Annotated in this window: 26 protein-coding genes and 1 other RNA gene; 22 read left to right on the top strand and 5 right to left on the bottom strand. The window is 41.1% G+C overall.

From position 1 onward, the window contains the following. Window positions 1-13: 13 nt before the first annotated feature. The 10 genes from panB (at window position 14) to ACTJKA_RS10675 (ending at window position 9,198) form a co-directional block, all read left to right on the top strand. Complete coding sequence (gene panB / locus ACTJKA_RS10720; protein ID WP_008344587.1) at window positions 14-853, top strand: 3-methyl-2-oxobutanoate hydroxymethyltransferase; 840 nt, start codon at window positions 14-16, stop codon at window positions 851-853. Then, window positions 850-1,716, top strand: coding sequence for a pantoate--beta-alanine ligase (panC, locus tag ACTJKA_RS10715; RefSeq protein WP_039165690.1), 867 nt, complete (start codon window positions 850-852; stop codon window positions 1,714-1,716). The genes panB and panC overlap by 4 nt, the downstream gene beginning before the upstream one ends. Continuing rightward, the gene (panD, locus tag ACTJKA_RS10710) at window positions 1,709-2,092 is read left to right on the top strand and encodes an aspartate 1-decarboxylase (RefSeq protein WP_017359738.1); all 384 of its coding nucleotides are present in this window, start codon (window positions 1,709-1,711) and stop codon (window positions 2,090-2,092) included. The genes panC and panD overlap by 8 nt, the downstream gene beginning before the upstream one ends. A gap of 115 nt (window positions 2,093-2,207) precedes the next feature. Beyond that, window positions 2,208-5,000: an ATP-dependent DNA helicase DinG gene (gene dinG, locus ACTJKA_RS10705; protein ID WP_148779978.1), complete on the top strand. Its 2,793-nt coding sequence runs from the start codon at window positions 2,208-2,210 to the stop codon at window positions 4,998-5,000. 132 nt (window positions 5,001-5,132) lie between these two features. Beyond that, on the top strand, window positions 5,133-5,303 hold the full coding sequence (locus ACTJKA_RS10700; RefSeq protein WP_008344594.1) for a YpmA family protein: 171 nt from the start codon (window positions 5,133-5,135) through the stop codon (window positions 5,301-5,303). A gap of 12 nt (window positions 5,304-5,315) precedes the next feature. Beyond that, entirely contained in the window at window positions 5,316-5,801 is a 486-nt protein-coding gene (gene tseB / locus ACTJKA_RS10695) for a cell wall elongation/penicillin-binding protein regulator TseB (RefSeq protein WP_035702939.1), read from the top strand. A gap of 116 nt (window positions 5,802-5,917) precedes the next feature. Continuing rightward, on the top strand, window positions 5,918-7,210 hold the full coding sequence (gene asnS, locus ACTJKA_RS10690) for an asparagine--tRNA ligase (protein WP_024718525.1): 1,293 nt from the start codon (window positions 5,918-5,920) through the stop codon (window positions 7,208-7,210). A 97-nt stretch (window positions 7,211-7,307) separates the two neighbouring features. Continuing rightward, entirely contained in the window at window positions 7,308-8,012 is a 705-nt protein-coding gene (locus ACTJKA_RS10685; protein WP_007500879.1) for a DnaD domain-containing protein, read from the top strand. A gap of 17 nt (window positions 8,013-8,029) precedes the next feature. Next, window positions 8,030-8,692, top strand: coding sequence for an endonuclease III (gene nth, locus ACTJKA_RS10680; RefSeq protein ID WP_008344602.1), 663 nt, complete (start codon window positions 8,030-8,032; stop codon window positions 8,690-8,692). Beyond that, entirely contained in the window at window positions 8,689-9,198 is a 510-nt protein-coding gene (locus tag ACTJKA_RS10675) for a YpoC family protein (protein WP_019744018.1), read from the top strand. The genes nth and ACTJKA_RS10675 overlap by 4 nt, the downstream gene beginning before the upstream one ends. Window positions 9,199-9,233: 35 nt before the next feature. On the opposite strand, the gene ACTJKA_RS10670 is transcribed toward ACTJKA_RS10675, so the two are convergent. Both ACTJKA_RS10670 and recU read right to left on the bottom strand, forming a co-directional pair. Next, window positions 9,234-11,921: a PBP1A family penicillin-binding protein gene (locus tag ACTJKA_RS10670; protein ID WP_019744017.1), complete on the bottom strand. Its 2,688-nt coding sequence runs from the start codon at window positions 11,919-11,921 to the stop codon at window positions 9,234-9,236. Between the two features lie 19 nt (window positions 11,922-11,940). Beyond that, the gene (gene recU, locus ACTJKA_RS10665) at window positions 11,941-12,576 is read right to left on the bottom strand and encodes a Holliday junction resolvase RecU (protein WP_017359733.1); all 636 of its coding nucleotides are present in this window, start codon (window positions 12,574-12,576) and stop codon (window positions 11,941-11,943) included. A gap of 46 nt (window positions 12,577-12,622) precedes the next feature. Between recU and ACTJKA_RS10660 the strand changes: the two genes are divergently transcribed. Beyond that, on the top strand, window positions 12,623-13,579 hold the full coding sequence (locus ACTJKA_RS10660; RefSeq protein ID WP_041507037.1) for a DUF2515 domain-containing protein: 957 nt from the start codon (window positions 12,623-12,625) through the stop codon (window positions 13,577-13,579). 23 nt (window positions 13,580-13,602) lie between these two features. Here the strand turns inward: ACTJKA_RS10660 and sspM are convergent, their stop codons facing one another. Further along, the gene (sspM, locus tag ACTJKA_RS10655) at window positions 13,603-13,707 is read right to left on the bottom strand and encodes an acid-soluble spore protein SspM (protein ID WP_017359731.1); all 105 of its coding nucleotides are present in this window, start codon (window positions 13,705-13,707) and stop codon (window positions 13,603-13,605) included. A 196-nt stretch (window positions 13,708-13,903) separates the two neighbouring features. Between sspM and ACTJKA_RS10650 the strand changes: the two genes are divergently transcribed. From ACTJKA_RS10650 to ACTJKA_RS10640, 3 genes are all read left to right on the top strand, one after another. After that, window positions 13,904-14,137 carry a DUF5446 family protein gene (locus tag ACTJKA_RS10650; protein ID WP_231131595.1) on the top strand — a complete coding sequence of 78 codons (234 nt, stop codon included), beginning with the start codon at window positions 13,904-13,906 and terminating at the stop codon, window positions 14,135-14,137. 49 nt (window positions 14,138-14,186) lie between these two features. Next, window positions 14,187-14,567 (top strand): YppE family protein, encoded by a 381-nt coding sequence (locus ACTJKA_RS10645; protein ID WP_225310452.1) that lies wholly within the window; start codon window positions 14,187-14,189, stop codon window positions 14,565-14,567. Between the two features lie 108 nt (window positions 14,568-14,675). Beyond that, the gene (locus ACTJKA_RS10640) at window positions 14,676-15,128 is read left to right on the top strand and encodes a YppG family protein (protein WP_100325379.1); all 453 of its coding nucleotides are present in this window, start codon (window positions 14,676-14,678) and stop codon (window positions 15,126-15,128) included. A 21-nt stretch (window positions 15,129-15,149) separates the two neighbouring features. Here the strand turns inward: ACTJKA_RS10640 and ACTJKA_RS10635 are convergent, their stop codons facing one another. Then, window positions 15,150-15,569 (bottom strand): Hsp20/alpha crystallin family protein, encoded by a 420-nt coding sequence (locus tag ACTJKA_RS10635; RefSeq protein WP_007500867.1) that lies wholly within the window; start codon window positions 15,567-15,569, stop codon window positions 15,150-15,152. A 168-nt stretch (window positions 15,570-15,737) separates the two neighbouring features. Here ACTJKA_RS10635 and ACTJKA_RS10630 point away from each other — a divergent pair, with 168 nt between their 5' ends. Further along, entirely contained in the window at window positions 15,738-16,244 is a 507-nt protein-coding gene (locus tag ACTJKA_RS10630; RefSeq protein WP_008344623.1) for a PTS sugar transporter subunit IIA, read from the top strand. Window positions 16,245-16,292: 48 nt separating this feature from the next. Here the strand turns inward: ACTJKA_RS10630 and ACTJKA_RS10625 are convergent, their stop codons facing one another. Continuing rightward, the gene (locus tag ACTJKA_RS10625; RefSeq protein WP_234823400.1) at window positions 16,293-17,411 is read right to left on the bottom strand and encodes an NADH-dependent flavin oxidoreductase; all 1,119 of its coding nucleotides are present in this window, start codon (window positions 17,409-17,411) and stop codon (window positions 16,293-16,295) included. 160 nt (window positions 17,412-17,571) lie between these two features. On the opposite strand from ACTJKA_RS10625, the gene ACTJKA_RS10620 reads away from it, so the two are divergent. From ACTJKA_RS10620 to ACTJKA_RS10590, 7 genes are all read left to right on the top strand, one after another. Beyond that, a complete protein-coding gene (locus tag ACTJKA_RS10620) occupies window positions 17,572-19,818 on the top strand; it encodes a DEAD/DEAH box helicase (protein WP_265786117.1) in 2,247 nt (748 codons plus the stop codon). 23 nt (window positions 19,819-19,841) lie between these two features. Beyond that, a complete protein-coding gene (locus ACTJKA_RS10615) occupies window positions 19,842-21,089 on the top strand; it encodes a ribonuclease H-like domain-containing protein (protein WP_322535788.1) in 1,248 nt (415 codons plus the stop codon). A gap of 314 nt (window positions 21,090-21,403) precedes the next feature. After that, window positions 21,404-21,640 carry a spore coat protein CotD gene (cotD, locus tag ACTJKA_RS10610; protein ID WP_072368252.1) on the top strand — a complete coding sequence of 79 codons (237 nt, stop codon included), beginning with the start codon at window positions 21,404-21,406 and terminating at the stop codon, window positions 21,638-21,640. 49 nt (window positions 21,641-21,689) lie between these two features. Beyond that, the gene (locus tag ACTJKA_RS10605) at window positions 21,690-22,232 is read left to right on the top strand and encodes a DUF1273 domain-containing protein (protein ID WP_202394241.1); all 543 of its coding nucleotides are present in this window, start codon (window positions 21,690-21,692) and stop codon (window positions 22,230-22,232) included. 75 nt (window positions 22,233-22,307) lie between these two features. After that, window positions 22,308-22,613: a cell division regulator GpsB gene (gene gpsB / locus ACTJKA_RS10600; RefSeq protein ID WP_008344631.1), complete on the top strand. Its 306-nt coding sequence runs from the start codon at window positions 22,308-22,310 to the stop codon at window positions 22,611-22,613. 60 nt (window positions 22,614-22,673) lie between these two features. Next, window positions 22,674-23,055: RNase P RNA component class B (rnpB, locus tag ACTJKA_RS10595), an RNA gene on the top strand. Window positions 23,056-23,163: 108 nt separating this feature from the next. Next, window positions 23,164-24,318, top strand: a complete 1,155-nt coding sequence (locus ACTJKA_RS10590; protein WP_048003152.1) for a THUMP domain-containing class I SAM-dependent RNA methyltransferase — start codon at window positions 23,164-23,166, stop codon at window positions 24,316-24,318. The last annotated feature ends 105 nt before the right edge of the window (window positions 24,319-24,423 follow it).

Genomic DNA, 24,423 nt, shown 5'->3' with positions numbered 1-24,423 from the left:
TGAGGAGGAACAAATGAAGACAAAGTTAGATTTTTTCAAAATGAAAGAACAAAACGAACCTATCGTGATGCTGACAGCATACGACTATCCAGCTGCAAAGCAAGCGGAAAAAGCGGAAGTCGACATGATCTTAGTTGGTGACTCACTTGGGATGGTTGTCCTTGGACTTGATTCCACAGTGCAAGTGACGATGGATGATATGATTCATCACACAAAAGCAGTGAAAAGAGGCGCAAAAGACACATTTGTTGTGACGGATATGCCATTTATGTCTTATCATTATTCATTAGAAGAAACGATGAAAAATGCAGCACGCATTATGCAAGAAAGCGGTGCTGATGCATTAAAGCTTGAAGGTGGAGACGGAGTATTTGAATCCATTCAAGCACTTACAAGAGGCGGCATTCCTGTTGTAAGCCATTTAGGCCTCACCCCTCAATCAGTCGGTGTCCTTGGCGGCTATAAAGTGCAAGGAAAAGACAAAGAGAGTGCACAGAAATTGATTGAAGATAGTCTGAAATGTGAGGAAGCAGGTGCCATCGCCCTTGTGTTAGAGTGTGTACCTGGTGAACTGACAAAACGGATTACTGACATGCTAAAGATTCCTGTGATCGGAATTGGGGCAGGGGCTGAAGCAGATGGACAAGTTCTCGTTTACCATGATGTGGTAGGGTACGGCGTGTCTAGAACACCTAAATTTGTGAAACAATACGCGCAAATCGATGCTGTATTAGAAGAAGCGCTCATACAATATACAAAAGAAGTAAAAGCACGCACATTCCCAGAGGATGCTCATACCTTTCATATGAAAGAAGAAGTCCTTGATGGTTTATATGGGGGGATCAAGGAATGAAGGTTGTCTCCCATATTCATGAATTAAAAGAAATGATCAAGCAGCATCAAAAGAAGCAGCATTCCATTGGATTTGTCCCTACAATGGGTTTCCTTCATGAAGGACATCTTACGCTTGCAAAAGAAGCAAGAGATCAAAATGACATTGTGGTGATGAGCATCTTTGTTAATCCATTGCAATTTGGACCGAATGAAGACTTTGAATCCTATCCAAGAGATATGAAAAGAGACCAGCGTCTTGCCGAAGAAACGGGAGTAGATATATTATTTACACCTGATGTGAAGGAAATGTACAAAGATGAGCCATCGATTACGATGACTGTTCAAAAGCGTACAGACGTCTTATGCGGGAAGAAACGCCCAGGACACTTCGACGGCGTTGTCACGGTGCTGACAAAGCTGTTTCACCTTGTCGCACCAACCAATGTATACTTTGGTCTAAAGGATGCACAGCAAGTCGCTGTTATCGATGCGATGATCAAGGATTTCTTTTTTGATCTTCACCTTGTGTCTGTTCCTACTGTTCGAGAAGAAGACGGTTTAGCGAAAAGCTCAAGGAACGTGTATTTGTCTGAAACAGAAAGGCAAGAAGCACCTGCTTTATACCGGGCATTAAAAAAAGGACAGACAGCTGTAGAAAATGGTGAACATGATGTAAATCGTATTTATCAATTAGTGGAAGAGGAGATTCTTCAAACGAGTGGAGAAATCGATTATATTGACATTTACTCCTACCCAGAGCTTGAACCTCTTCAGCACTTAACGGGCCAAGTGATCATTGCCACTGCTGTGAAGTTCTCCCGGGCAAGACTGATAGATAATGTGATTTTCCATGTTCCTGAAAGCGGTGAAAAACATGTATAGAACTTTTATGACCTCGAAACTTCATAAAGCGACAGTGACTGAAGCAAACTTACACTATGTAGGCAGTATTACTATCGACGAAGATTTGCTTGATGCGGCAGGCATGATGGCAAATGAGAAAGTGCAAATTGTCAATAATCACAATGGTGCTAGACTTGAAACATATATCATCCCTGGAGAAAGAAAGAGCGGTGTCATTTGTTTAAATGGTGCGGCAGCAAGATTGGTTCAGCCAGGAGATGAAGTCATTATTATCGCTTATGGGATGTTGTCAGAGGAAGAAGCGAAATCGCACACACCTAAAGTTGTCGTGTTAAATAAACAAAATCAAATTGAACAAATGATTGGGCAAGAGCCTGCGAGAACGATTTTATAACGCACGCTCACATGGAAACAGAACAGTTTTATCATAAGGAAGCTGTTCTGTTTCAGCTATATTGCCCAGAGTGTGTTTCACTATGAGTGGAACGAGGAATTGAGGTGTCCATTTTATGACCGATCAAAGGTTTGTTGTCGTTGATATTGAAACCACCGGGAATTCACCAAAAAAAGGTGATAAAATCATTCAAATTGCTGCGGTGGTCATTGAAAATGGACAAATTGTCGAACGGTATTCAAAATATGTGAACCCAGGGAAAACGATTCCTGGATTTATTGAACAGCTGACAGGTATTAAGCAGCACATGGTTGATGACGCGGTGTTTTTTGAGGACATTGCCCAAGAGGTGTATGATCTCATACAGGGCGCTTATTTTGTTGCGCACAATGTTCATTTTGATTTGAACTTTTTAAACGATGAACTAAAAGCATGCGGGAAAAATGAGCTGGATGTGCTAGCGATTGATACGGTTGAAATTTCTAGAATTCTTTATCCTGAGCTTGAAGGTTATAAGTTAACTGAATTAAGCGAAGAGCTCATGCTTCCACATGACCACCCGCACAGGGCGGATAGTGATGCGGAAGTTACTGCCATGTTATTTTTAACCTTATTAGATCAATTAAGGAATACACCGCCAAATGTGTTAAAACAGCTTCGCAGGTTATCCTCTTATCTTCTAAGTGATATAGGACTTTTAATTAAGCAGCTTGAAACCAATCACACGAGTCAGGATGATTCGCTTGTAGAAGTAGGATCTTTTGCTGTGAAAGATGTGACCAATCCGATCACTGAATCGACATATGCAGTAGGCGCTGACGACGAGCAGCTGTTTGAGGAGATAAAAGAGAAACTCCCTCAAACATTAGAAGGCTATGAAGTAAGAGAAGGCCAGCTCACGATGATGAACAAAGTAAGAGATGCGTTCCATGAAAGAGCTTATGCGTTAATTGAAGCGGCGCCAGGAATCGGGAAAACACTCGCTTATCTTATACCAGCTGCTTTAGAAGCAAAGAAATCAGGAAAACCTGTCATTATCAGTACATATTCTATTTTACTACAGCAGCAAATGCTTCAGCGCGATGTTCCGCTACTCAAGCAATTGCTCCCATTTGAGCCAGCCGCCTGTGTGTTTAAAGGGCGGGCACATTATATTTGTTTAGATAAGTTTGAGCATGTGCTGCATGAGGAAGATGATAACTATGATGTTGTCTTAACAAAAGCGCAAATTTTAATGTGGCTCCTTGTCACTGAAACAGGTGATTTGTCTGAACTGAATTTACCGTCAGGAGCTGCAAATATAAAAGACCGTATCTCTTGTGTACACATGCCATTTACATCGAAAAAACGCCGTTTTAAAGAACATTGTTTTTATGAACGGGCTAAACGAAAGGCTCAAACCGCTGACTTAATTTTGACGAATCACCGTCTGCTTTTATCCCAAACGGAAGGAGCCTCTATCTTTCAGGATGCAGACGTCTATGTGATTGATGAGGCCCACCAATTTGAAAAAACAGCCAATGAAACGCTAGGTGACAGTGCGTCTTATATCCAGCTTCATGCGAAATTAACGCAGCTTGGCTCTTTGCATGGCGGGCTGCTTAAGAAATTGAAAAAGAGATTTCATGGGGCAGGTTTATCAACTGACACCTTTATTGAAATGGACGAGTATCTTCAGCAGCTGCAGATGGAAAGTGACGCATTTTTTAGTACCGTACATTCTTTTGTCAAAAGGACAAAACCAAAAGCGGACATCAATCGTCTCATTCATAGAGTCCGTCATCATTCAAAACATGCTCAGTGGGTCCGAATTAAAGAATCAGCGAGTAAGCTTTGTTCATTATTGATTGCTTGTGAGAAACTGTATGAGCAGCAAAAAAATGAGTTGCTTCACAAAAGTGATCAGTTCATAGAGCAGTTTGCATTTGAAGCAGAAGAATACGATCAAGTGATGTCATTTATGCAGACATTCTGCAGTACGCTGTACCGGTTTATCTTTGAACCAAACAATGATGAAACCGTTTGGATTGAGATTGATGCAAAGGGTGCCAAGAATGCTGTCTTTATGCACGCGCAACCGCTAGATACAGGGGAGTTGCTAGCTGATCGGTTCTTCATGAACAAAAAAAGCGTCGTCCTCACATCAGGGACGCTTACCATCAATCAACGCTTTGATTATTGCTTGGAACGATTTGGCCTGCAAGATTTTTACCCGCACCTTGTCCAAATTGATTCACCTTTTGAACTTGAAAAACAGCTTAAGGTCGTTGTACCGGCTGACATGCCGCCGATCACAAACCGTGATGAACGCGAATATGTGAAGCAAGCTGCAACATATATTAAGATCATGGAAAAGCAGGATCAAGCGAAAATATTGGTGTTATTTAATTCACATGAGATGTTAAAAGCAGTGTATGAAGAGCTGAAATCAGAAGGTATGCAATCGGCATTGTTTGCTCAAGGTTTGACAGGCGGGAGCCCTGTAAAATTGACAAAAATGTTCAAATTGGCGAAGCAAGCCATCTTGCTAGGAACAGGGAGTTTCTGGGAAGGTGTGGATTTTCCTGGCTCAGAGCTAACGACCGTCATTATGGCAAGGCTTCCTTTCCGACCGCCTGATTCACCGCTCATTGAAGCAAAATGCGAAGCGGCAAAAAAACAGGGGAAGAATCCGTTTAAAGCCGTCGCTCTCCCGGAAGCTGTGTTAACTTTTAAGCAAGGAGCCGGCCGCTTGCTGCGCTCGGAAAAAGACATCGGAACATTGCTGATTTTAGACCGCCGAGTGAAAACCGCTTCGTATGGAAAACTATTTTTAGAATCACTTCATCATGCGCCAGTTCACGAGATGTCCAAAGAGTCGCTTGAGGCGTATATAGAAAAGCTTAACAACGAAAAGCCGCTGTCATAAGCGGCCTTTCACTGGTGTGGGTTTGGAGTTAATTTATCGTAACGGCTTTTTATGTTCCGTTGTAAAAATAGTATCGGTTCTCACATTGAAAAGTATGACTAACAATATTTACGTACTGAGGAGGAATTAGAAGTGGAAAGTAAAATAGAGGTACTTTCAACTGTTCAAATTAAGCATTCAGAAGACCTATACAAAATCGTCGATTTGCTGAACAGAACGCTTAAAAGGGAAGATCTTATGTTTGGATTAGCATTAGATCAAGAAGATCAAAATCAAGCGATATTTACCATATATCGCACATAGGGGAAGCTTGACATGAAAAAAATAGTTTGGATTATTTCATCCGTTGCTGCGCTCGTTTTACTCATTGGCATCATTAGCTTTTCGTGGATTTATCAAATGGCCATGGGACAAAAAGAAGAAGGTCATGAGTCAGCGATTGAACGAGCAAAAAAGCAAGCATCATTAGCACAAGTAGAGCAAGTGGATACCTTTGTTGGGAAAGAAAAGCAATTTATTGTGGAAGGTAAAAACAAACAAAACGAAGCGATCTATGTGTGGGTACCTGCCAGCAAAAAAGAAAAAGTCATTGCTAAAAAAGCAAAAGAAGGCATTACTTCAAACCAAGCAGTACAAGCCGTTCAAAAGGAGAACACCATTTCTAAGCTGAAAAATGTTCAATTAGCAAGAGAAGGTGACGTCCTCCTTTGGGAAGTAACGTACTTAAATGAGAACAGCCAATATAGTTTCAGCTATGTTGATTTTACGACAGGACGAGTGGAAAAAAATTTAACACCGTAGTTTCTTCTGTCTTGCGTTGACCATGCTGATTTAGAACGGTTATAATAAAATGTATGAAAAAAGAATCACACCTATTTAACAAGGTGAGTTTCTTTCTGGCTTTGGAGGGAAATATGTTGAAAACAACTATTAATCAAGTGTTTAAACACGTCGATGAAGAAGTAACAATCGGCGCATGGATTGCCAATAAACGTTCAAGCGGGAAAATTGCATTCTTGCAGCTTCGCGACGGGACAGGCTTTATTCAAGGAGTCGTTGTAAAAGCAGAGGTGGAAGAGGAAGTCTTTAAGCTTGCGAAATCAGTGACACAAGAGACATCGGTCTATGTCACAGGACAAGTAACAAAAGACGAACGTTCACCACTTGGTTTTGAATTACAAGTGAAATCCATTGAAGTGATTCACGAAGCAACAGATTACCCAATTACACCAAAAGAACATGGAACAGAATTCTTAATGGATCACCGTCATTTATGGCTGCGTTCTAAAAAACAGCATGCCATTATGAAAATCCGTAATGAAATTATTCGTGCTACATATGAGTTTTTCCATCAAGAAGGTTTCGTGAAAGTGGATCCGCCAATCTTAACAGGAAGTGCTCCAGAAGGAACAACAGAGCTGTTTGCTACTAAATATTTTGATGAAGATGCATACCTTTCTCAAAGTGGACAGCTTTACATGGAAGCTGCTGCGATGGCACTCGGAAAAGTATTCTCATTTGGTCCAACATTTAGAGCAGAAAAATCGAAAACAAAACGTCATTTAATCGAGTTCTGGATGATCGAGCCTGAGATGGCATTTGTTGAATTCAATGAGAACCTTGAGTACCAAGAAAATTATGTGTCTCACGTTGTTCAAAGTGTACTTGAAAACTGTAAAGTAGAACTGCACACACTTGGCCGTGATACAGCAAAATTAGAAAACATCAAAGCACCATTCCCGCGCATCACATATGATGAAGCGATTAAATTCTTGCAGGATAAAGGATTTGATGACATTGAATGGGGAGATGACTTCGGTGCGCCGCATGAAACAGCGATCGCCGAAAGCTATGATAAACCAGTCTTTATCACTCATTACCCAACCTCATTAAAACCATTTTATATGCAGCCTGCACCAGACCGTGATGATGTCGTCCTTTGTGCAGATTTAATTGCGCCAGAAGGCTATGGAGAGATTATCGGTGGTTCTGAACGTGTTCATGATTTAGATCTGCTTGAAGCAAGACTAAAAGAACATGGGTTAGATCAAGAAACGTACAAATGGTACACAGAATTAAGACAGTATGGTTCTGTACCACATTCAGGTTTTGGTCTTGGACTTGAACGAACAGTTGCTTGGATTAGCGGAGCGCCGCATGTGCGTGAAACAATTCCATTCCCAAGATTATTAAACCGTTTATATCCTTAAGACGTGAAAGCCTCCAACATATGGAGGCTTTTTCAAACGTCTTAAGGACAGCACGTATGAGAAAACGTGATATACTGAAAGTGAAGAGGTGTATCCGATGAAAAGGCAGCAATTTATAGATATGCAGAAAATGGGTTCGACCAGTTTGCCTAATTTGCTGATTGCCCATTATGAGCAATTAGGACTGAATGAATCACAAATGATGGTCATGTTAAAGATTAAAATGAATGAAGAACAAGGCGTCTTTTTTCAGACATTTGAAGAGCTTTCACATGGTATGACCATTTCGGCCGAAGAATGTGCTTATATGGTGCAGTATTTGATTCAAAAAGGGTTTATTTCGATCCAGCCGTTTGAAGACAGGTCTGGTATTCAGCATGACCGGTACTCGGTAGAACCCTTATGGGGTGTGCTGTATGACTTTTTAGAAGCAAAACAGGCGAAAGACCTGCAAAAGAATCATGTGCAGGCTGAAAAATCTTTATATGCGCTATTTGAAGATGAGTTTGGCAGACCACTTTCTCCTCTTGAAGGGGAAACACTCTCGATCTGGATGGACCAAGACCATCATGATGCTGAGATGATTCGTCTTGCTCTAAGAGAAGCCGTTTTATCAGGAAAATTAAATTTTCGCTATATCGATCGAATATTGTTTGAGTGGAAAAAGAAAGGGCTGAAAACAGCGGAAGAAGCGAAAGAGCATAGCCAGCATTTCCGTTCGCAGCAAAAAGCCCCACCTTCAAAAGAAGAAACATCTTCATATAAAAGACAAGTTCCTTTTTATAATTGGCTGGAACAATAACCAATAAAGGAGAAGGCATGTTATCAAAAAAACAAATCAATGAATGTTTAGATATTATAGGAGATATGTTTCCAGAGGCTGAGTGTGAGCTTGTTCATTCCAATCCATTTGAACTAGTGATTGCTGTCGCACTCTCAGCGCAATGTACAGATGTTCTAGTGAACAAAGTGACCAAACATCTATTTCAAAAATATAAAACACCAGAAGACTATTTAAGTGTGCCGCTTGAAGAGTTGCAGCAGGATATTCGTTCGATCGGTCTTTATCGTAATAAGGCAAAAAACATTCAAAAATTAAGCCAAATGCTGATTGAAGATTATGGCGGTGAAGTGCCAAGAGATCGAGATGAGCTAATCAAGCTCCCAGGGGTTGGACGGAAAACAGCAAATGTCGTTGTGTCTGTCGCTTTTGGAATTCCCGCCATTGCAGTAGATACACATGTCGAGCGCGTAAGCAAACGACTTGGGATTTGCCGCTGGAAGGATTCTGTTCTTGAGGTAGAGCAAACCTTAATGAAGAAGGTGCCAAAAGAGGATTGGTCCGTGACCCATCATCGTCTCATCTTTTTCGGCAGATATCACTGTAAGGCGCAGCGGCCACAGTGTGAATCTTGTCCACTTCTTGATATGTGCAGAGAAGGGCAGAAGAGGCTGAAAAAAGGGCTGGTGAAGCTGGCATGAGCGGAGCAGCTGTTTTCACCTCATATGTCGAAAAGCTAAAAGAGAAAAAGGTAGAGATAAGCGGCGAAAAAAAGGATATATTAAGAATCAATCCACTCGCATTTGATCTATCTTCAGAACCTTTACTAGATGAGCAACCGTGGCAGAAAACGGAAGAATTTGTTCCTTTGATGTTTGATCTGTGGAATGAATTAAAAGACAACATGCTTCCTCGCTTTCAAACGAGAAAATCTCGGTGTGAAGAGGATGATATGCTGCAAGGCATTGTCAGTATGATTGCAATGTTTTACTGGATCAAAGGAGAGAAGCTTCAAACCGTTGATTGGGAGGAAATCAAACAACAGACGTTTCCAGTAGCCCCCATTAACTGGACAGAACGATTAGAGTTTATTTTACTTAAACCTACTCAATATCATTGCTTTATTCAATTGGACGAGTTATACACAGAGCTCAAAAAGCAGTATGGAAAATACGAAGCACTCAGAAAGTTAAAACAAAATCGTTAAAAAAGCACTTGCTACATAGGGCAAGTGCTTTTTTGTTATTCGTCTTCTTTGCGAGAAGTAGAATTTGACTGAGTATTTGAGCTTTGAGAATTGGCTTTCTCGTCGTCTTTCTTTTTATCTTTATTGGCATCGCTCTGTGAGTTGCTGTTTCCATTTGTACTGTCTGAGCCATCACTTGAACCACCATTGCCATTTTCGGTATTTCCGCCTTGATCTTGATCTTTTTTATCATCAGGCTTCTGCTCATCAGTGCCTTGGTTTTGATTATCATCTGTTTGATCTGTCTGTTCATCATCAGGTTGCTGTGGCTCTTCTTCTTTGTTCTCATCATCTGCTTTTTCTTCCTCTTCTTCGTCATCTTTAATGGTGAGGAAGGTAGAAGCAGCTTTACTTGTGACATCGTCTACAGTCGCTGTCACTTGGAATTTATAGGTGGATCCTGGCTTTACATCAGAGATGACGGCTTCTTTAGAAGAGCTGTTTTGAATGTCTTTATAGCCGCCATCATCGACCGCTTGCTTCACATTAAATGTTGCATCTGCATCGTCATCATAACCCCAAGTAAGTGTAATCGATTTTTTCTCTTCATCATACACCGCTTTTAAGTCAGATGGTTTGTCAGCTTCTTTCTTTTCATATGTGTCAGAAACTTTTGTTGGGACAGTTCCTTTGACGAAGTATTCCGTTGTCTTCTTATCACTTGGTGTGTTTGGTCCAGCTAACTTCGCTGGATCTGATCCTTTTTCAACCGTTGCTTCAACGACACTGTCTGGCTTTTCAAATGAGCCGCTTCCATCATCAATTTGAGAAATTAATTTCTGGAAAACAACTTTGGCAACACGTTGTTCATAATCCGTAAGCCACATTTTGCCGTCTGCATCTTTTGAGTTGCCGATTCCAGTCCACACAGCTGCTGTGTATTGCGGCGTGTAACCGACAAACCATGAATCTTTCGCACCGCCAGAAGGGATGTTGTATTTATTAATATCATCTTGTGTAAAGTTGGTTGTACCTGTTTTACCAGCTACTTGAACATTCGGTACTTGTGCGAGTGTACCTGTTCCAGATTGTACAGCAGTTTTCAGCATATCTGTGATCATAAATGCAGTGTAATCACTCATGGCTGCTTTAGAGTCTGGCGTTAAGTCAAGCTTCGTCCCGTCATTAAATTCAACAGACGTTACAGCATGCGGTTCATTATAGTATCCGTTGTTACCGAATGCACTAAATGCACCAGCCATTTTAAGAGAAGAGACACCTTCGTCAAATCCGCCGATTGAGTAAGACTCAGGAATGTCAGAAGGTAAGTCCAAACCTAAGTTATTGGCGAATTGAACAGCATTATCTGTACCAGCTTCTTGGAAAGCTTTTAAAGCAGGGATGTTTCGTGATTGTGCCAAAGCACTTCTCATCGACATTTTCCCTAAGTGTCTTCTGTCAAAGTTGTTAATTGGTGTACCGTTAGAGTACGTATAAGGCGCATCATCAATTTGCTGATATGTTGACCATTTTTTGTTTTCAATTACAGGGCCGTAATCTAAAATTGGTTTGATTGTAGATCCCGGCTGGCGTTTTGCATCAGTGGCATAGTTAAAGCCGCCGGCTGGTACATCACGACCACCGCCAATGGCACGAATTTCACCATTTTTTGTATCTAGCAGGGTGACTCCAGCTTGCATACCTTTCGTAAATCCGGCTGAATCCCCATTGATGATGTCATCCAGATGATCCTGTGCTTTTCGATCAAGAGAAGTATAGATTTTTAATCCATCTGTTGATACATCTACTTTGGCTTTTTTCTGTACTTCTTCCATGACTTCTTCAATATAAGCAGAGTACTTACTTGAGTTTTGACTCTTATATTTATCAGCTGAAACAACCGTTTTGCTGACAGGTGTTGCTTTTGCTTCCTCATACTCTTTTTCTGAAATATAGCCTTGTTTTTTCATTAGGCCTAAAACGATATTACGACGTTTTTCCGCTGCCTCTGGATGTTTCACTGGGTTATAGGCAGATGGACTTTGCGGCATACCTGCAAGTGTGGCAGCCTGTGCAACAGTTAGTTTATTTAAATCTGTCACTCCGAAAAATTGTTCAGCCGCTTTCCCAACACCATAAGCATAAGGAGAGAAGAAAATACGGTTTAAATACATTTCTAAAATTTCATCTTTAGAGTATTTTTGCTCAAGCTGAATCGAGAGCCACACTTCCTGTACTTTACGTTTTAACGTCTTTTGATTGTTAAGCAGGGAGTTCTTCACAACCTGCTGTGTAATCGTACTTCCACCTTCTGCTCCAAAACCGTCCTCGACGTTTGCGACAAGAGCACCGCCAATACGGATAGGATCAATCCCGTGGTGTTTATAAAAACGTGCATCTTCAGTTGCAATAAACGCATCTTTTACCACGTCGGGTATATCTTTAATCGAGACATACGTTCTTTTCTCCGCCCCGACTTCTGCAAAGACTTTTTTGTCTTTATCATAAAGTTTTGAAGAATACGGCGTTTTTAGCTTGCTATCATCAATAGAAGGAGCGCTTGATGCAAAAACGGCAAAAGTTGTGATTCCGGCTACTAAACAAAGAAGACCGATCACGAGTAAAGATAAAAATATTTTTTTAAATAGACCTGCTTTCTTTTTGCCTTTTTTGTTCTTTTGCTTCTTATTGTTTTCTTGACTTGCTTTACGTCGCTGTTCACGACTTGTAAATTGATCAGACATCACATCTCAACCTTTCGTGTTAAACCTTTTTCGAACGTAAATGTTGCTTGCTGTCATCCGAAAAATGAAGTGTCTCCACTACTTTAATATAATCAATTCTTGGCGAATATCCAAGTGTCATGAGGTGACCTGCTTCCATTAATTCATCTTTGCTAATGGATTTTCGGCCGTTTTGCTGCTGCCGCTCCCAAAAGAAGAAGAGGTCAGTAGCGGACAAATAATAAACGGAACCAAATGCGGATATAATAACAAAACAAATACCGCCTTGCTTTTCAACCTGTTTCATATGCTCAATTTGATGGTCGTGGAAATTTTTGAGTGGAAACGAGGTGGTGCTTTTGGTTTCCTTTGCTTCAAAATCGATATAACGCCCTTTGTATACCCCGTTGTAGTCTGTTGTGGAGGATTGTTTAAAATAGGCTTCTTTAATGACAGCAGCGCTTCTTTTTGGATAATCCACATTGACAATTTGAACAGGGGTAGGCTTTTTATGAATGACTGCGATCCCGTTGACCAAATAGTACTGGTTCGTTTCATTTAAGTCAGCTTCAAGCGTCATCCCGCGGTTACTATAAGATGATTCGCCGCTGATTCTTTTTTTTGTCCCAATTTGTTGAATGGGCTGATACGATTTTCCGTTAGGATACCGAATCATCAAGTTTCAGCCTCCTTTTAATGCATTTTGTATTGGAGAGATCACCATGTTGTCACAACAAGAGCACATGATTACCCAGCATATTTTACATGAAACGAAAGCGAAAAATAAGGACAACCTGACAAGGACAAATGCGTACAAGCGCTTTTATGACCGTCATCCAGAGATGAAATGGTCTCTGCTTGCTTCTTTTGTCTCCAGAAATGCTGGATGGTCGATGACAGATTTAAAAGGCGAGCTCTTCCATCCGGGTTTAACGGATCAGCAAGGGCATCTGTTCTTTACAGCATATGAAAGAGCGAATTGGCTGATCTTTTCAGATGCTTACCCGCAGCTTCTCTTGTATGAATGGTCAAAAAGGTGCCGTAAACCTTTATTTCATCTGCTGCCCCATTTCGGTGTGTCTCGTTTTATGAGCGCTGAGTGGGAACGATTTTGGCAAACGCGTGACACAGAGCGACTGCTGCATGCACTCATCATAAATGAACAATATACTATACAATCTCCTATTATACAAAATCCTCTCCTGAAAAAGAATGTTTTTCACTCGATTCAATATCTTTTCAGCGAGTGGGCACATTTTCAAACCGTCGTTTTTCCGACAGTAGACGGGCATTTGTATGGGTTAACCATACGAAAGTTTTCCCAAGTAAAAGAGCGCATTACGTTAGGGAAAAAACTAGCAAAACTATTGTTTCGAGCCGATTTGTTTTCGGATTTTTATCATTTTTTGCATACCGTGCCGCATACGGGATCTCGATTTGATTTTGAACCGTTTTTAGGGATTGCGCGAAGGTCAAGCCCTTTCCTCAGAACGGTGTATCCAGTCATGACACATTCATTAGACGATCAAAGGGAAGATTGGTTTCAAAAGAAATTGAGTCCATCCTTGTTTGAAGTAGAGCGCTTACCAAAACAAATTGAGCTGACCGACTGGTATTTTCATAAAAAAAGGCAGCTTCGTTTTCTTTTCTCATTAGAACACTATTTTTTGCATAAATAAAAAGCAGGGGGTACCTGCTTTTTTTACGTGGATGGACGGTTAGGGCCGCCGAGCTTTTTATCAAGCTGATCTGTACTGTTTTCTTTCCCTTTTGTTTTTTGCTCTTTTGGTGCTTGCTGCTTTTTCATGACATCTACCTCCTTTGTCCTTAGAATTTACACAATCGGACGCGATCATACAAAGAAGGACAAGCACGTGTCGAAATGGAAGAAATTGCGCTTATCTTCACTTAGATTGGCGATTTAGTTCTAGTTTTGTCATGTATGAAGGAGGGAGCAAAAGAAAAGAGAATGTAACGAGAGATGATAAAGGAGGAATCTGATGATGAGCGAATTTGTATCAAAAGAATCCATTATGCAGTTGTTAGAGGAAATTGAGCGAAAGATTGATGCGGTGGAAGAAGAACTGTCTTTAGCTGTCAAAAAAACAAAAAACGCTGCCGTAGAGGAGCAAGAACAAATCATTGACCGTCTTGAATCTGAAGTGAAGGAATGTGAATTGAAAATTCATGCAGCAGAGTATAAGCTGGCGGCAAGACCCGCATATCACGCCGGATAGCTTTTCTATTTGAGCAATAAGTAAACGTTTGATAGGATGGTTCATAGAGGTGAACACTTTGGATAATCAAACATTACTTAAACATACACAAGAGTTGATCACATGGATCGAAGAAGCATACGAGCAGTACCTAAAGGGAAAGGCAGAAGAGGAATACCCAGTTTATGATTTTTACAACGATATTCAACCGGCCGTTGTCAAATTTGATCAGCAAATGGAAGAGTGGCTTACTGCTGCTACCTCATTTATTCATCAGGCCAAACCTAGATACTTACATCAAGAACAGCTTGAAGCCGTCCAAGAAAATGGAAAAGAGGTTGTGCTGCAATCTTATTTTGGCAAACAGCATGCACCTCGTGTGAAAAATTTAGTTGAATCAGTGATTTATACACTGAACCTTTTAATAGAAGAAATCAACAAACGCAGCTGATGAAACAGCCTGCGTTTTTCTTATGGCTGCTGTAGGCACATCTTCTGCTACCTGAACATAATATATCATTGACTTCAATATGTTTTCAGAGCGAGAGGAGCGAGATACGTGTTCCCTTATTCAAACCAGCCATCTTATGAAATGAATCAATTTCAGCAACGGCCTTTTCCGTATCCAGATATGCAGCAGCCTCCGCAGCCTCCAGAATATTTCATGCCCCCATATCAAGGTGAAATGAACCAGCCGTCGTCTGCAGGCTATCAGCCGCCTTTTGGATATCAGGAAAACTTCCAGCCTTATCAGCCGCAGCCTGAAGCAATGAATCAGCCGCAAATGCAGCCGCCGGGCATGATGCCTATGCAGCAGCCTATGAATCCTTATCCTTTGCCAAGGCCGCAAAAACAGCAATCATCTCAATTTAAAAGTGTGCTGTCACAATTTAAAAAAACGAATGGGCAATACGATTTTAATAAAATGTTTGATACTGCTGGACAAATGATGAGTACAATGAATCAAGTGGGCTCATTGGCGAAAGGATTTACTAGTATTTTTAAAGCATAGCAAAACCCAATAGATATACATCTATTGGGTTGTTTGTTTTGGCGCAGTCACACGAAGTGATTGATCTTTCCAAACGCTCTTCATATTGGTTTCATCTATTTTTGCAGGCATTAAAATGGTTTTGGTAAAGCTCGAATAGGAGGAAGTCGTGTCTGTTTTGATTTTTTCCTGTACCGATAAGTGTAAATATTGCGCTTTCACTTCTAGTGCGATATCACCTTCGACAAAATGGTCTGGAAATCGAATCTCAATATATACATATTGATCATCTTCTGTCACATCGGTTGTAATGGATGCAAGTGAATGGCTCGTGGTCATCAGCGCCTCTGCACTATTTAAAATGTCATGAAATGGCGATGATGCAAAAAATTGTTCAATCGCTTCATATAGAATGTCTTCATTTGCTAACAACTCGTGTTTCTTTTCACTTTCATGTTTCATTTGAATCACCTCTCATCTACAGCCTATGCAAAAGGGGCTCAGGCGGTTATCAATTGATGAGAGGAAAAAATTATGATTAAATAGTGTTGAATGAAGCAAGGTGTATGGGCGTGAAGATTTATACGCTGAATAGATCTAGAAGCAAAGCTTGAAGGGAGCAAATGAACATTGCTGAAAAAATTATTCGGTTTCGGAAAAAACCAAGATGATGTAAAGGAAGAAGTCATTTATTCTCCAGTGGATGGAGAGTTAATGGATATGACCGATGTACCAGATCCCGTTTTTTCTCAAAAGATGATGGGAGACGGCGTAGCTGTAAAACCAAAAAACGGCACCATTGTGTCACCAGTAGATGGTGAAATTATTCAACTCTTCCATACAAAACATGCAATTGGGATTCGAACACTCTCGGGGCTTGAGCTTCTGATTCATATCGGACTTGAAACGGTTGGATTAAATGGTGAAGGCTTTGAAGCACACATAAAAGAAGGGGATAAAGTGAAAGCAGGTGATCCTCTCATTACGTGTGATTTAGCGCTGATTGAAGAAAAAGCGGCAAGCACAGTGACACCAATTGTCATCATGAATGGTGATTTAGTAGAACATCTTGACAAAGAACCTAAGGGCTCTGTAGAAAAGCAGACGTCCAAGCTTTTTACAGTGAAAATGAAATAATCCAAAAAACTACCCTGAGTTGATAGGGTAGTTTTTTGATTGAGGACATTAATCTTCCATTGGAACCCAGCCTTTACTTGCTTCCATGACAGTCCATAAACCCTCTGGAATCATGTACTTGTCTTTTTGACTGCGTTTAATGACGGTTTCAATCTCGTTTTCTCTGCCTTCTTTAATCTTTACTGCCCAATCGGGATCAACAATGACTTCTCTTGCAACAGCAATGAGTGGAATCCCTTGATTGTATGCATTCAGTGCATCCTCAGCTGTAATGACGCTGCCGACGCCGATGAGTGGAAGCGTGTCACCACAGCGCTCTTTTAATAATTCCATCCGCGTCTTACTTGTATCAGCACCACGTCTTGCTTTAGCGTCAATCTCCATTAAAGAAATATGCAAGTAATCAAGGTTTTTTGTCTTAAGTACGTCCACTAAAGTAAATGTTTCTGTCATGGTTAAACCAGGTGTTTCTGGTTCTTCAGGTGATAATCGATACCCAAAGATAAATGGTTTTGTTACATGCTCTTTGATTGCTTCTTTCACCGCATCTACAACTGCAATTGGAAATGCGAGACGTTTTTCTTCGCTTCCGCCCCATTGATCTGTACGCTGATTACTATGCGGTGAGTAGAATTGCTGTAATAAATATCCGTTCGCTCCATGGATTTCGATCCCATCAAATCCTGCTTGGATTGCGCGCCTTGCTGCTTCTTTAAATGAGTCGATGATGTGAGGAATTTCTTCTTCTGTCAAAGCTCTCGCAATTTGTTTTCCATCTTTAAATACATCACTTGGCGCAACGACATCACCGTTTGGGACTAAATGAGGGAGAGCCTGAGAGCCGCCATGATGAATTTGCATAATGGCTTTTGTTCCTTTCGCTTGAATCGCAGAAGCAAGCTTTTGAAGGCCAGGTATATCTTCATCCCTTGCAATAGAAGGCTGTCCTTCAAACGCCTTACCATCTGGCGTTACGTTTGCACATGCGGTGATGACCATGCCCATTTCGCTTGATCTAACGGTAATAAAATCAATTTCTTCCTTTGAGATCGTGCCATCTTCATGAGAACCGAAGTGTGTCATTGGTGCAACGACTAAACGGCCATCAATAGAGGCACCCCCTGGGAATGTAAAAGGTTCAAATAAAGGCTTAAATTCGTTTTTCAATCTGATCATCTTCTTCCTTGATAAAATCATTTCACTATAGAAGTGTAATAGATATTGTTACAACACATCAAAATATTTGCTCACAAGCGGTGCATCAAAAAATTGCCGCCTAGTCATGCAAACAAATATTCGGTACACTAGAATGAGAGGTGGATACCAGATGAAGAAGAAAACAATGAACGAACTCATAGAAGATTTAAAAAAAGACGAACAGGTCGAGCATTGGCATGAAATTGAAGCGAAGCCTGCACTGACTTCTCCAATTCCTGAAAGAGTCAATGACAGGCTCAAAGTGGCGCTTGAAAAAAGAGGTGTGAGCGAACTGTACATTCATCAAAAGGAAGCCTTTGAACGTGTGATGGATGGTGAGAATGTGGTGACTGTGACACCTACAGCTTCAGGTAAAACGCTTTGCTACAATCTGCCAGTTCTTCAGTCGATCGCAGAAGATCAGACAAGCCGCTCCCTCTATTTATTTCCAACAAAAGCACTTGCGCAAGATCAAAAAAGTGAATTAAACGAAATCATTCATGAGATGGATGTTCCAATTCACAGTGAAACCTATGACGGGGACACCTCCCCAGCGATTCGCCAGCGCGTCAGACAGGCAGGACATATTGTCATCACAAATCCAGATATGCTGCATTCAGCAATTTTGCCTCACCATACGAAATGGGTCAGTTTATTTGAGAACTTAAAGTATATTGTCATTGATGAACTTCATACATACCGAGGCGTGTTTGGCAGTCATGTCGCCAATGTCATTCGAAGACTAAAGCGAATTTGTGCATTTTATGGAAGTGACCCGACCTTTATTTGTACTTCAGCGACCATAGCGAATCCGAAAGAGCTTGCAGAGCAGCTGACCGGAAGCAAGGTGCATCTCATTGAACGAAACGGAGCACCTAGCGGTAAAAAGAATTTTGTCTTTTACAACCCGCCAGTCGTCAATAAGCCATTAAATATTAGACAAAGTGCGGCCACTGTTGTGAATCAGCTCGCTAAAACATTTTTAAAAGAAAAAATTCAAACGATTGTTTTTGCTAGAAGTAGGGTAAGAGTTGAAGTCATCCTAAGTCATATTCAAGAACTAGTGAAAAAAGAAATTGGTCCTAAATCGATCCGTGGTTATCGCGGGGGCTATTTGCCGAAAGAGCGGCGCATGATTGAAAAAGGCTTAAGGGAAGGAGACATTCTCGGTGTTGTCAGCACAAACGCACTAGAATTAGGAGTAGATATTGGACAGCTAAAAGTCTGTATCATGACCGGATATCCTGGCAGTGTAGCGAGTACGTGGCAGCAGGCTGGACGAGCTGGAAGGCGTCATGAGGAAGCACTCATTATCATGGTCGCAAGTTCATCGCCACTTGACCAATATATTGTCAGGCACCCTGAATACTTCTTTAACAGACCACCTGAATCGGCAAGAATCAATCCTGAGAACCTTATCATCCTAGTCGATCATCTAAAATGTGCGTCCTACGAGCTACCGTTTCGAGAAGATGAACAGTTTGGCAGTATGGAAGTAGAAGAAATCTTGCAATACTTACATGAAGAAGGGGTTCTTCATTTCAGCGGGAACCGTTATTATTGGTCAGATCAATCGTTCCCGGCTCATGGCATCAGTCTGAGATCTGCAAGTCAGGAAAATGTCGTCATTGTCGATCAATCCGATGTAGCGAACGTTCGAATTATTGGGGAGATGGATCGATTCAGTGCGATGACCTTACTTCATGATGAAGCGATTTATTTACATGAAGGGGTTCAGTATCAAGTGGAAAAGCTAGATTATGAGCATCTTAAGGCTTATGTGAAACAAGTCGATGTAGAATATTATACAGATGCGAATTTAGCGGTTCAGCTCAAGGTGCTTGAAATTGATCAGACAACAGAGAAGGAAGCGGTATCTGTTCACTACGGTGATGTGACCGTCAATGCAATGCCGACCATTTTCAAAAAAATTCGATTATCAACCGGTGAAAATATTGGTTCCGGCCCGATTCACTTACCTGAAGAAGAGATTCATACGAGTGCTGCTTGGTTTGAATTACATGAAGCAGAGCGGACATTTGAAGAAAAAACACTTGAACAGCTCTTGCTCGGTATTGCCAATGTTCTTCAGCATATTGTTCCGGCGTTTGTCATGTGTGACCGTTCAGACATTCATGTTATTTCTCAAATAAAGGCAGCCCATACGGGGAAACCGACCGTATTTTTATATGATCATTACCCAGGTGGAATCGGTTTAAGTAAAGAGGTGCAGGCTCGCTTTGATGAAATTGCCCGTGCAGCCACTCAGCTGATTGAGCGATGCAGCTGCGAGAACGGCTGTCCATCTTGTATTGGCATGGAAATGAAAGAGATCGATGGAAAAAGCAGTATCATTCAATTGATGGCAGGATTTTAAGGAAAGGGGGAAAAGACCTACTCATGTCATTAAAAGGAAAATTAAACAGAATGAAAAAACACCTGTCGCACAATCAGTCAGATGAAAAGCGTGGGGCAGTAAAAGAGGGACAAACGCCCACTGTGACGGCTGAAAACATTCCATTTCTAAAAGAGTGGGGGGAATTAGGTGCAGCTCCTTACTACTTTGAAGATTCTTTCTGCCTCATTCGGGAAGTGACCTATCCACTTGACCATCAGCATGGGCGATATTCATTTGCAGAACTGCCGGAGATGGTGAGTGCATGGAACAAAAGTGAGATTCAGCATTCTCTTTCTGCAAAAGGCTACAAGCCTCACGAGCTATTTTTCTTCGATACAGAAACAACAGGACTATCTGGCGGAACGGGAAATATGATTTTTCTGCTTGGGCATGCGAGAGTTTATTCAGATAAAGTGGTGGTAAAACAACATCTGCTCACGAATCCAGGAAATGAAGCGGCACTTTACAATAGCTTTCTTAGTGAGGTGGATGTTGAATCACTTGTGACATATAATGGAAAATCATTTGACTGGCCTCAAGTCAAAACGAGGCATACATTATTACGCGATCAAATACCTGCTCTACCTGAATTTGGTCATTTTGACCTTCTGCATGGGTCAAGGAGATTGTGGAAACATAAATATGAGCGTATGGCTCTTTCGGTTGTAGAAAAAGAGGAACTGCACGTCAATCGGGAGGGAGATACACCGGGGTTCCTCGCACCAATGATCTATTTTCACTTTTTAAAGGAACAAAACCCGAAACTGATTGAAGGAATTTTGACTCACAATGAACTTGATGTCTTATCGTTAATCAGTCTCTACATTCATTTGTCTAAAAAAATCTTATCCAAAGATGCGGTGAAGGAAGACGATGAGAAATATGCATTAGCTAAGTGGCATCTTGCTCACCGTGATGTGCAGGAAGCAACAAAGCACCTGCAAGAATTAGCGGGAGCAGCGTTTGAGCATGCGGATCAAGCAGCTTATGATCTATCATTACAGTACAAGCGATTAAAACAATGGGATGAAGCGGCATGCATATGGAGGCGTCTATTTGAATCAAGTGATGTTCATGTAAGATTAAAAGCGGGTGTAGAGCTAGCAAAGTATGAAGAACACCGTCAAAAGGATCCAAAAGCAGCCCTTTCCATTACCCAAACATTGTTATCACAATCGTCTTTAAGTGAACGAGACATTGTGGAACTTGACAAGCGAGAAAACCGGCTCTTAAGAAAAGCTGGGCAATGAAATTATTGCCTGGGAAAGCGCAAAAAATGACAACGTTCGGCTCTCGGCCGAAAATAAAAATTGTTTAGCACTTTTATTGTAGAAAAGTCACGAATCCTGTAAAATAACGTTAGATATTGAATGAGGAGCGTAGAGCATGTATAAGGGTCTTTTCTACTTGTTTTTTCTTGTTGTCATATTGGTCGCGTTTGTGTTTTCAAACTATAAAGATGTTTTTCTTGCAAACTTTTAAAATAGGTTAATGCATTAGTACATGTACACCTCTTGATTCATACATTGTTAATGTAAGAAAATCAAGGAGAGGGGAATGCTACATGTACCATCATCATCATTGCAATCCAAATGTTACACAGCCAATTGTACATCCAACGAATCACTGCTGTACGCATAGTGAGTCAACTACAATTGTGCCGCACATCCACCCGCAGCATGTAACAAATGTTCATCACCAAAATTTCCAACATGTTCACTACTTCCCGCATACGTTTTCTCAGGTGGACCCGGCAACACATCAACACTTTAACTGCGGTGGACCTTGCTGTAACAGATAAAGTGAAATGGGACTTTTATAAGTCCCTTTTTTTAAAAGCAGGTGAAAAAATGAAAATTATTGCTGTCACAGGGTACAAGCCATTTGAGCTTGGGATCTTCAAACAAGACGAGCCTGCACTTCAATACATAAAAGCGGAACTTCGGAAAAGGCTGACGGCACTCATTGAAGACGGGCTGGAATGGGTGCTCATTTCAGGTCAGTTAGGTGCAGAAATATGGACAGCTGAAGTGGTCTTTGAGCTTCAAGAGGAGTTTCCAGATTTAAAACTTGCTGTCATTACACCATTTTATGAACAGGAAGAGCGCTGGAATGAACAAAATAAAGAGCTGTATGAAGGCGTTCTTGCACAAGCTGATTTTGTAGAAAGTGTCACGCATAGACCGTATGAAAGTCCGGCACAATTTAAACAAAAGAACCGCTTTTTTATTGAAAAAACGGACGGCCTTCTCGTCTTATATGATCCCGAGCACGAAGGCTCGCCAAAATATATGATCAAAGAAGCTGAAACCTATACCGACTACCCAATAATGTATATCACAATGGATGATTTAAGAGCACAGGTTGAGGCGGAAGATCCGTTTTTTGACTAAAAGCAAGAGAAAATTTGACAACGTCACGTATTTCTGAAAAAATATACTATGAATTCACGATATGAGGTGAAAAAGATGCTTGCTGATAAAGTAAAGCTTTCTGCGAAAGAAATTTTAGAAAAAGAATTTAAAACAGGTGTCCGAGGGTATAAACAAGAAGAAGTCGATAAATTTCTAGATATGGTCATTAAAGACTATGAGACATTCCATCAAGAAATTGAAAAACTCCAACAAGAAAACCTTCACTTGTCAAAACAGCTTGAAGAAGCGGTTGAGCAAGGGAAAAGACAGCCTGCACAGTCCAATACAACAAACTTTGATATTTTAAAAAGACTATCTAATCTTGAGAAACACGTTTTCGGCAGCAAACTTTATGATTGAGTAATACCAAAAAAGCTTGTGTCAGATGACATTGTCGTTTATAATAACGCATGTTGATTAACGTTCGGGTAATCGCTGTAATGCTTTGACATTGCAGAGGAAAGTCCATGCTCGCACGGTGCTGAGATGCCCGTAGTGTTCGTGCCTGGCGAAAAAATAAGCCAGGGCAGCCTGGGAAAGGCTGACGGCAGGAAAAATGCCTACGTCCTTTTAGGATATGGCAAAGTATCCTTGAAAGTGCCACAGTGACGAAGTCTCACTAGAAATGGTGAGAGTGGAACGCGGTAAACCCCTCGAGCGAGAAACCCAAACTTGGTAGGGGAACTTTCTCAAAGGAACCAAACGGAGAGAAGGACAGAGAATTCTGTAGATAGATGATTACCACCTGAGTACGAGGCTTTTGCCGTTTGTAGTACGATGGAACAAAACATGGCTTACAGAACGTTATATCCGTTATCATAAACATGATGAAATCAAAGCTCTCCTATTTCTACATATGGAGAGCTTTTATCTTGATTAAGAAAAGAACGAGAAAACAGGTGATAAACAAATGAAAACCTATACACTCATCGCAACAGCGCCAATGGGAATTGAAGCGATTGTTGCAAAAGAAGTAAGAGACCTCGGGTATGAGTGCACTGTAGATAACGGAAAAGTTATTTTTCAAGGAGATGCGCTTGCCATCTGCCGTGCGAATCTATGGCTGCGTACAGCAGACCGAATCAAGGTCCAAGTTGCTGAATTTTCGGCTAGAACATTTGACGAGCTTTTTGAGCAGACAAAAGCCATTGACTGGGCTGCTTTTTTACCGAAAAATAGCACATTCCCTGTCATTGGTAAATCTGTTAAATCTCAGCTTGCCAGTGTGCCGGATTGTCAGCGCATCGTCAAAAAGGCTATCGCGCAAAAACTTAGATCGTCTTACAACATACAGTCTGAATGGCTAGAAGAGACAGGCCCTGAATACAAAATCGAGGTAGCGCTTTTAAAAGATAAAGTATTGCTGACGCTTGATACGTCTGGTGTGGGTCTTCATAAACGCGGATACCGTGCAGATCAAGGGGGCGCGCCGATTAAAGAAACCCTTGCAGCGGCGCTTGTCTTATTAACGAACTGGACACCTGACCGTCCGTTTGTCGATCCTTTTTGCGGATCAGGAACAATTGCTATTGAAGCAGCGATGATTGGACAAAACATTGCCCCTGGATTTAACCGTGAGTTCGCATCTGAATCATGGGAATGGATCGGTGAGGACGTTTGGAACAAAGCACGCCTTGAAGTAGAAGAAAAGGCGAATTATGATCAGCCGCTTCACATTATCGCGAGCGATATCGATCATCGTATGGTAGAGATTGCGAAACTGAACGCAGAAGAAGCTGGACTTAGTGAACTGATTCAATTTAAGCAAATGCAAGTGAAGGACTTTCAAACAAAAGAAGAGTATGGTGTAATTGTCGGAAATCCGCCTTACGGTGAACGTCTCAGCGATAAGCCAGCTGTGGAAAAAATGTATCAAGGCATGGGCGAAGCATTGAAAAACCTAGATACGTGGTCCATTTACATTTTAACGTCACATGAAAAATTCGAAGAGTGTTTCGGAAGAAAAGCGACGAAAAAGAGAAAACTGTTTAATGGATTTATTAAAACAGACTATTATCAATACTGGGGAAAACGCAGGCCTAGAAAGCAAACAACTGAATCGTAACAAAAATCCACACCACGAGAAGGTGTGGATTTTTTATGCTAAAAAGGTATAAGTCGTCACGGGACGGAATAAACTGAACTTGATTTTAAAAAAAGAGGTGTCTTC

This window comes from Bacillus sp. 22190, from assembly GCF_052045575.1.
Taxonomy (GTDB): Bacteria; Bacillota; Bacilli; order Bacillales; family Bacillaceae; genus Bacillus; species Bacillus altitudinis.
The sequence above is the reverse complement of the archived record's forward strand: the minus strand, read 5'-3'. Positions and strand labels throughout refer to the sequence as shown.

What these genes read in the sequence shown, in the direction of transcription:
- panB (WP_008344587.1), top strand. Translation starts at nt 14, where the DNA reads ATGAAGACAAAGTTAGATTTTTTCAAAATGAAAGAACAAAACGAACCT.
- panC (WP_039165690.1), top strand. Translation starts at nt 850, where the DNA reads ATGAAGGTTGTCTCCCATATTCATGAATTAAAAGAAATGATCAAGCAG.
- panD (WP_017359738.1), top strand. Translation starts at nt 1,709, where the DNA reads ATGTATAGAACTTTTATGACCTCGAAACTTCATAAAGCGACAGTGACT.
- dinG (WP_148779978.1), top strand. Translation starts at nt 2,208, where the DNA reads ATGACCGATCAAAGGTTTGTTGTCGTTGATATTGAAACCACCGGGAAT.
- tseB (WP_035702939.1), top strand. Translation starts at nt 5,316, where the DNA reads ATGAAAAAAATAGTTTGGATTATTTCATCCGTTGCTGCGCTCGTTTTA.
- ACTJKA_RS10685 (WP_007500879.1), top strand. Translation starts at nt 7,308, where the DNA reads ATGAAAAGGCAGCAATTTATAGATATGCAGAAAATGGGTTCGACCAGT.
- nth (WP_008344602.1), top strand. Translation starts at nt 8,030, where the DNA reads ATGTTATCAAAAAAACAAATCAATGAATGTTTAGATATTATAGGAGAT.
- ACTJKA_RS10675 (WP_019744018.1), top strand. Translation starts at nt 8,689, where the DNA reads ATGAGCGGAGCAGCTGTTTTCACCTCATATGTCGAAAAGCTAAAAGAG.
- ACTJKA_RS10670 (WP_019744017.1), bottom strand. Translation starts at nt 11,921, where the DNA reads ATGTCTGATCAATTTACAAGTCGTGAACAGCGACGTAAAGCAAGTCAA.
- recU (WP_017359733.1), bottom strand. Translation starts at nt 12,576, where the DNA reads ATGATTCGGTATCCTAACGGAAAATCGTATCAGCCCATTCAACAAATT.
- ACTJKA_RS10660 (WP_041507037.1), top strand. Translation starts at nt 12,623, where the DNA reads ATGTTGTCACAACAAGAGCACATGATTACCCAGCATATTTTACATGAA.
- sspM (WP_017359731.1), bottom strand. Translation starts at nt 13,707, where the DNA reads ATGAAAAAGCAGCAAGCACCAAAAGAGCAAAAAACAAAAGGGAAAGAA.
- ACTJKA_RS10650 (WP_231131595.1), top strand. Translation starts at nt 13,904, where the DNA reads ATGAGCGAATTTGTATCAAAAGAATCCATTATGCAGTTGTTAGAGGAA.
- ACTJKA_RS10635 (WP_007500867.1), bottom strand. Translation starts at nt 15,569, where the DNA reads ATGAAACATGAAAGTGAAAAGAAACACGAGTTGTTAGCAAATGAAGAC.
- ACTJKA_RS10620 (WP_265786117.1), top strand. Translation starts at nt 17,572, where the DNA reads ATGAAGAAGAAAACAATGAACGAACTCATAGAAGATTTAAAAAAAGAC.
- ACTJKA_RS10615 (WP_322535788.1), top strand. Translation starts at nt 19,842, where the DNA reads ATGTCATTAAAAGGAAAATTAAACAGAATGAAAAAACACCTGTCGCAC.
- cotD (WP_072368252.1), top strand. Translation starts at nt 21,404, where the DNA reads ATGTACCATCATCATCATTGCAATCCAAATGTTACACAGCCAATTGTA.
- ACTJKA_RS10605 (WP_202394241.1), top strand. Translation starts at nt 21,690, where the DNA reads ATGAAAATTATTGCTGTCACAGGGTACAAGCCATTTGAGCTTGGGATC.
- gpsB (WP_008344631.1), top strand. Translation starts at nt 22,308, where the DNA reads ATGCTTGCTGATAAAGTAAAGCTTTCTGCGAAAGAAATTTTAGAAAAA.
- ACTJKA_RS10590 (WP_048003152.1), top strand. Translation starts at nt 23,164, where the DNA reads ATGAAAACCTATACACTCATCGCAACAGCGCCAATGGGAATTGAAGCG.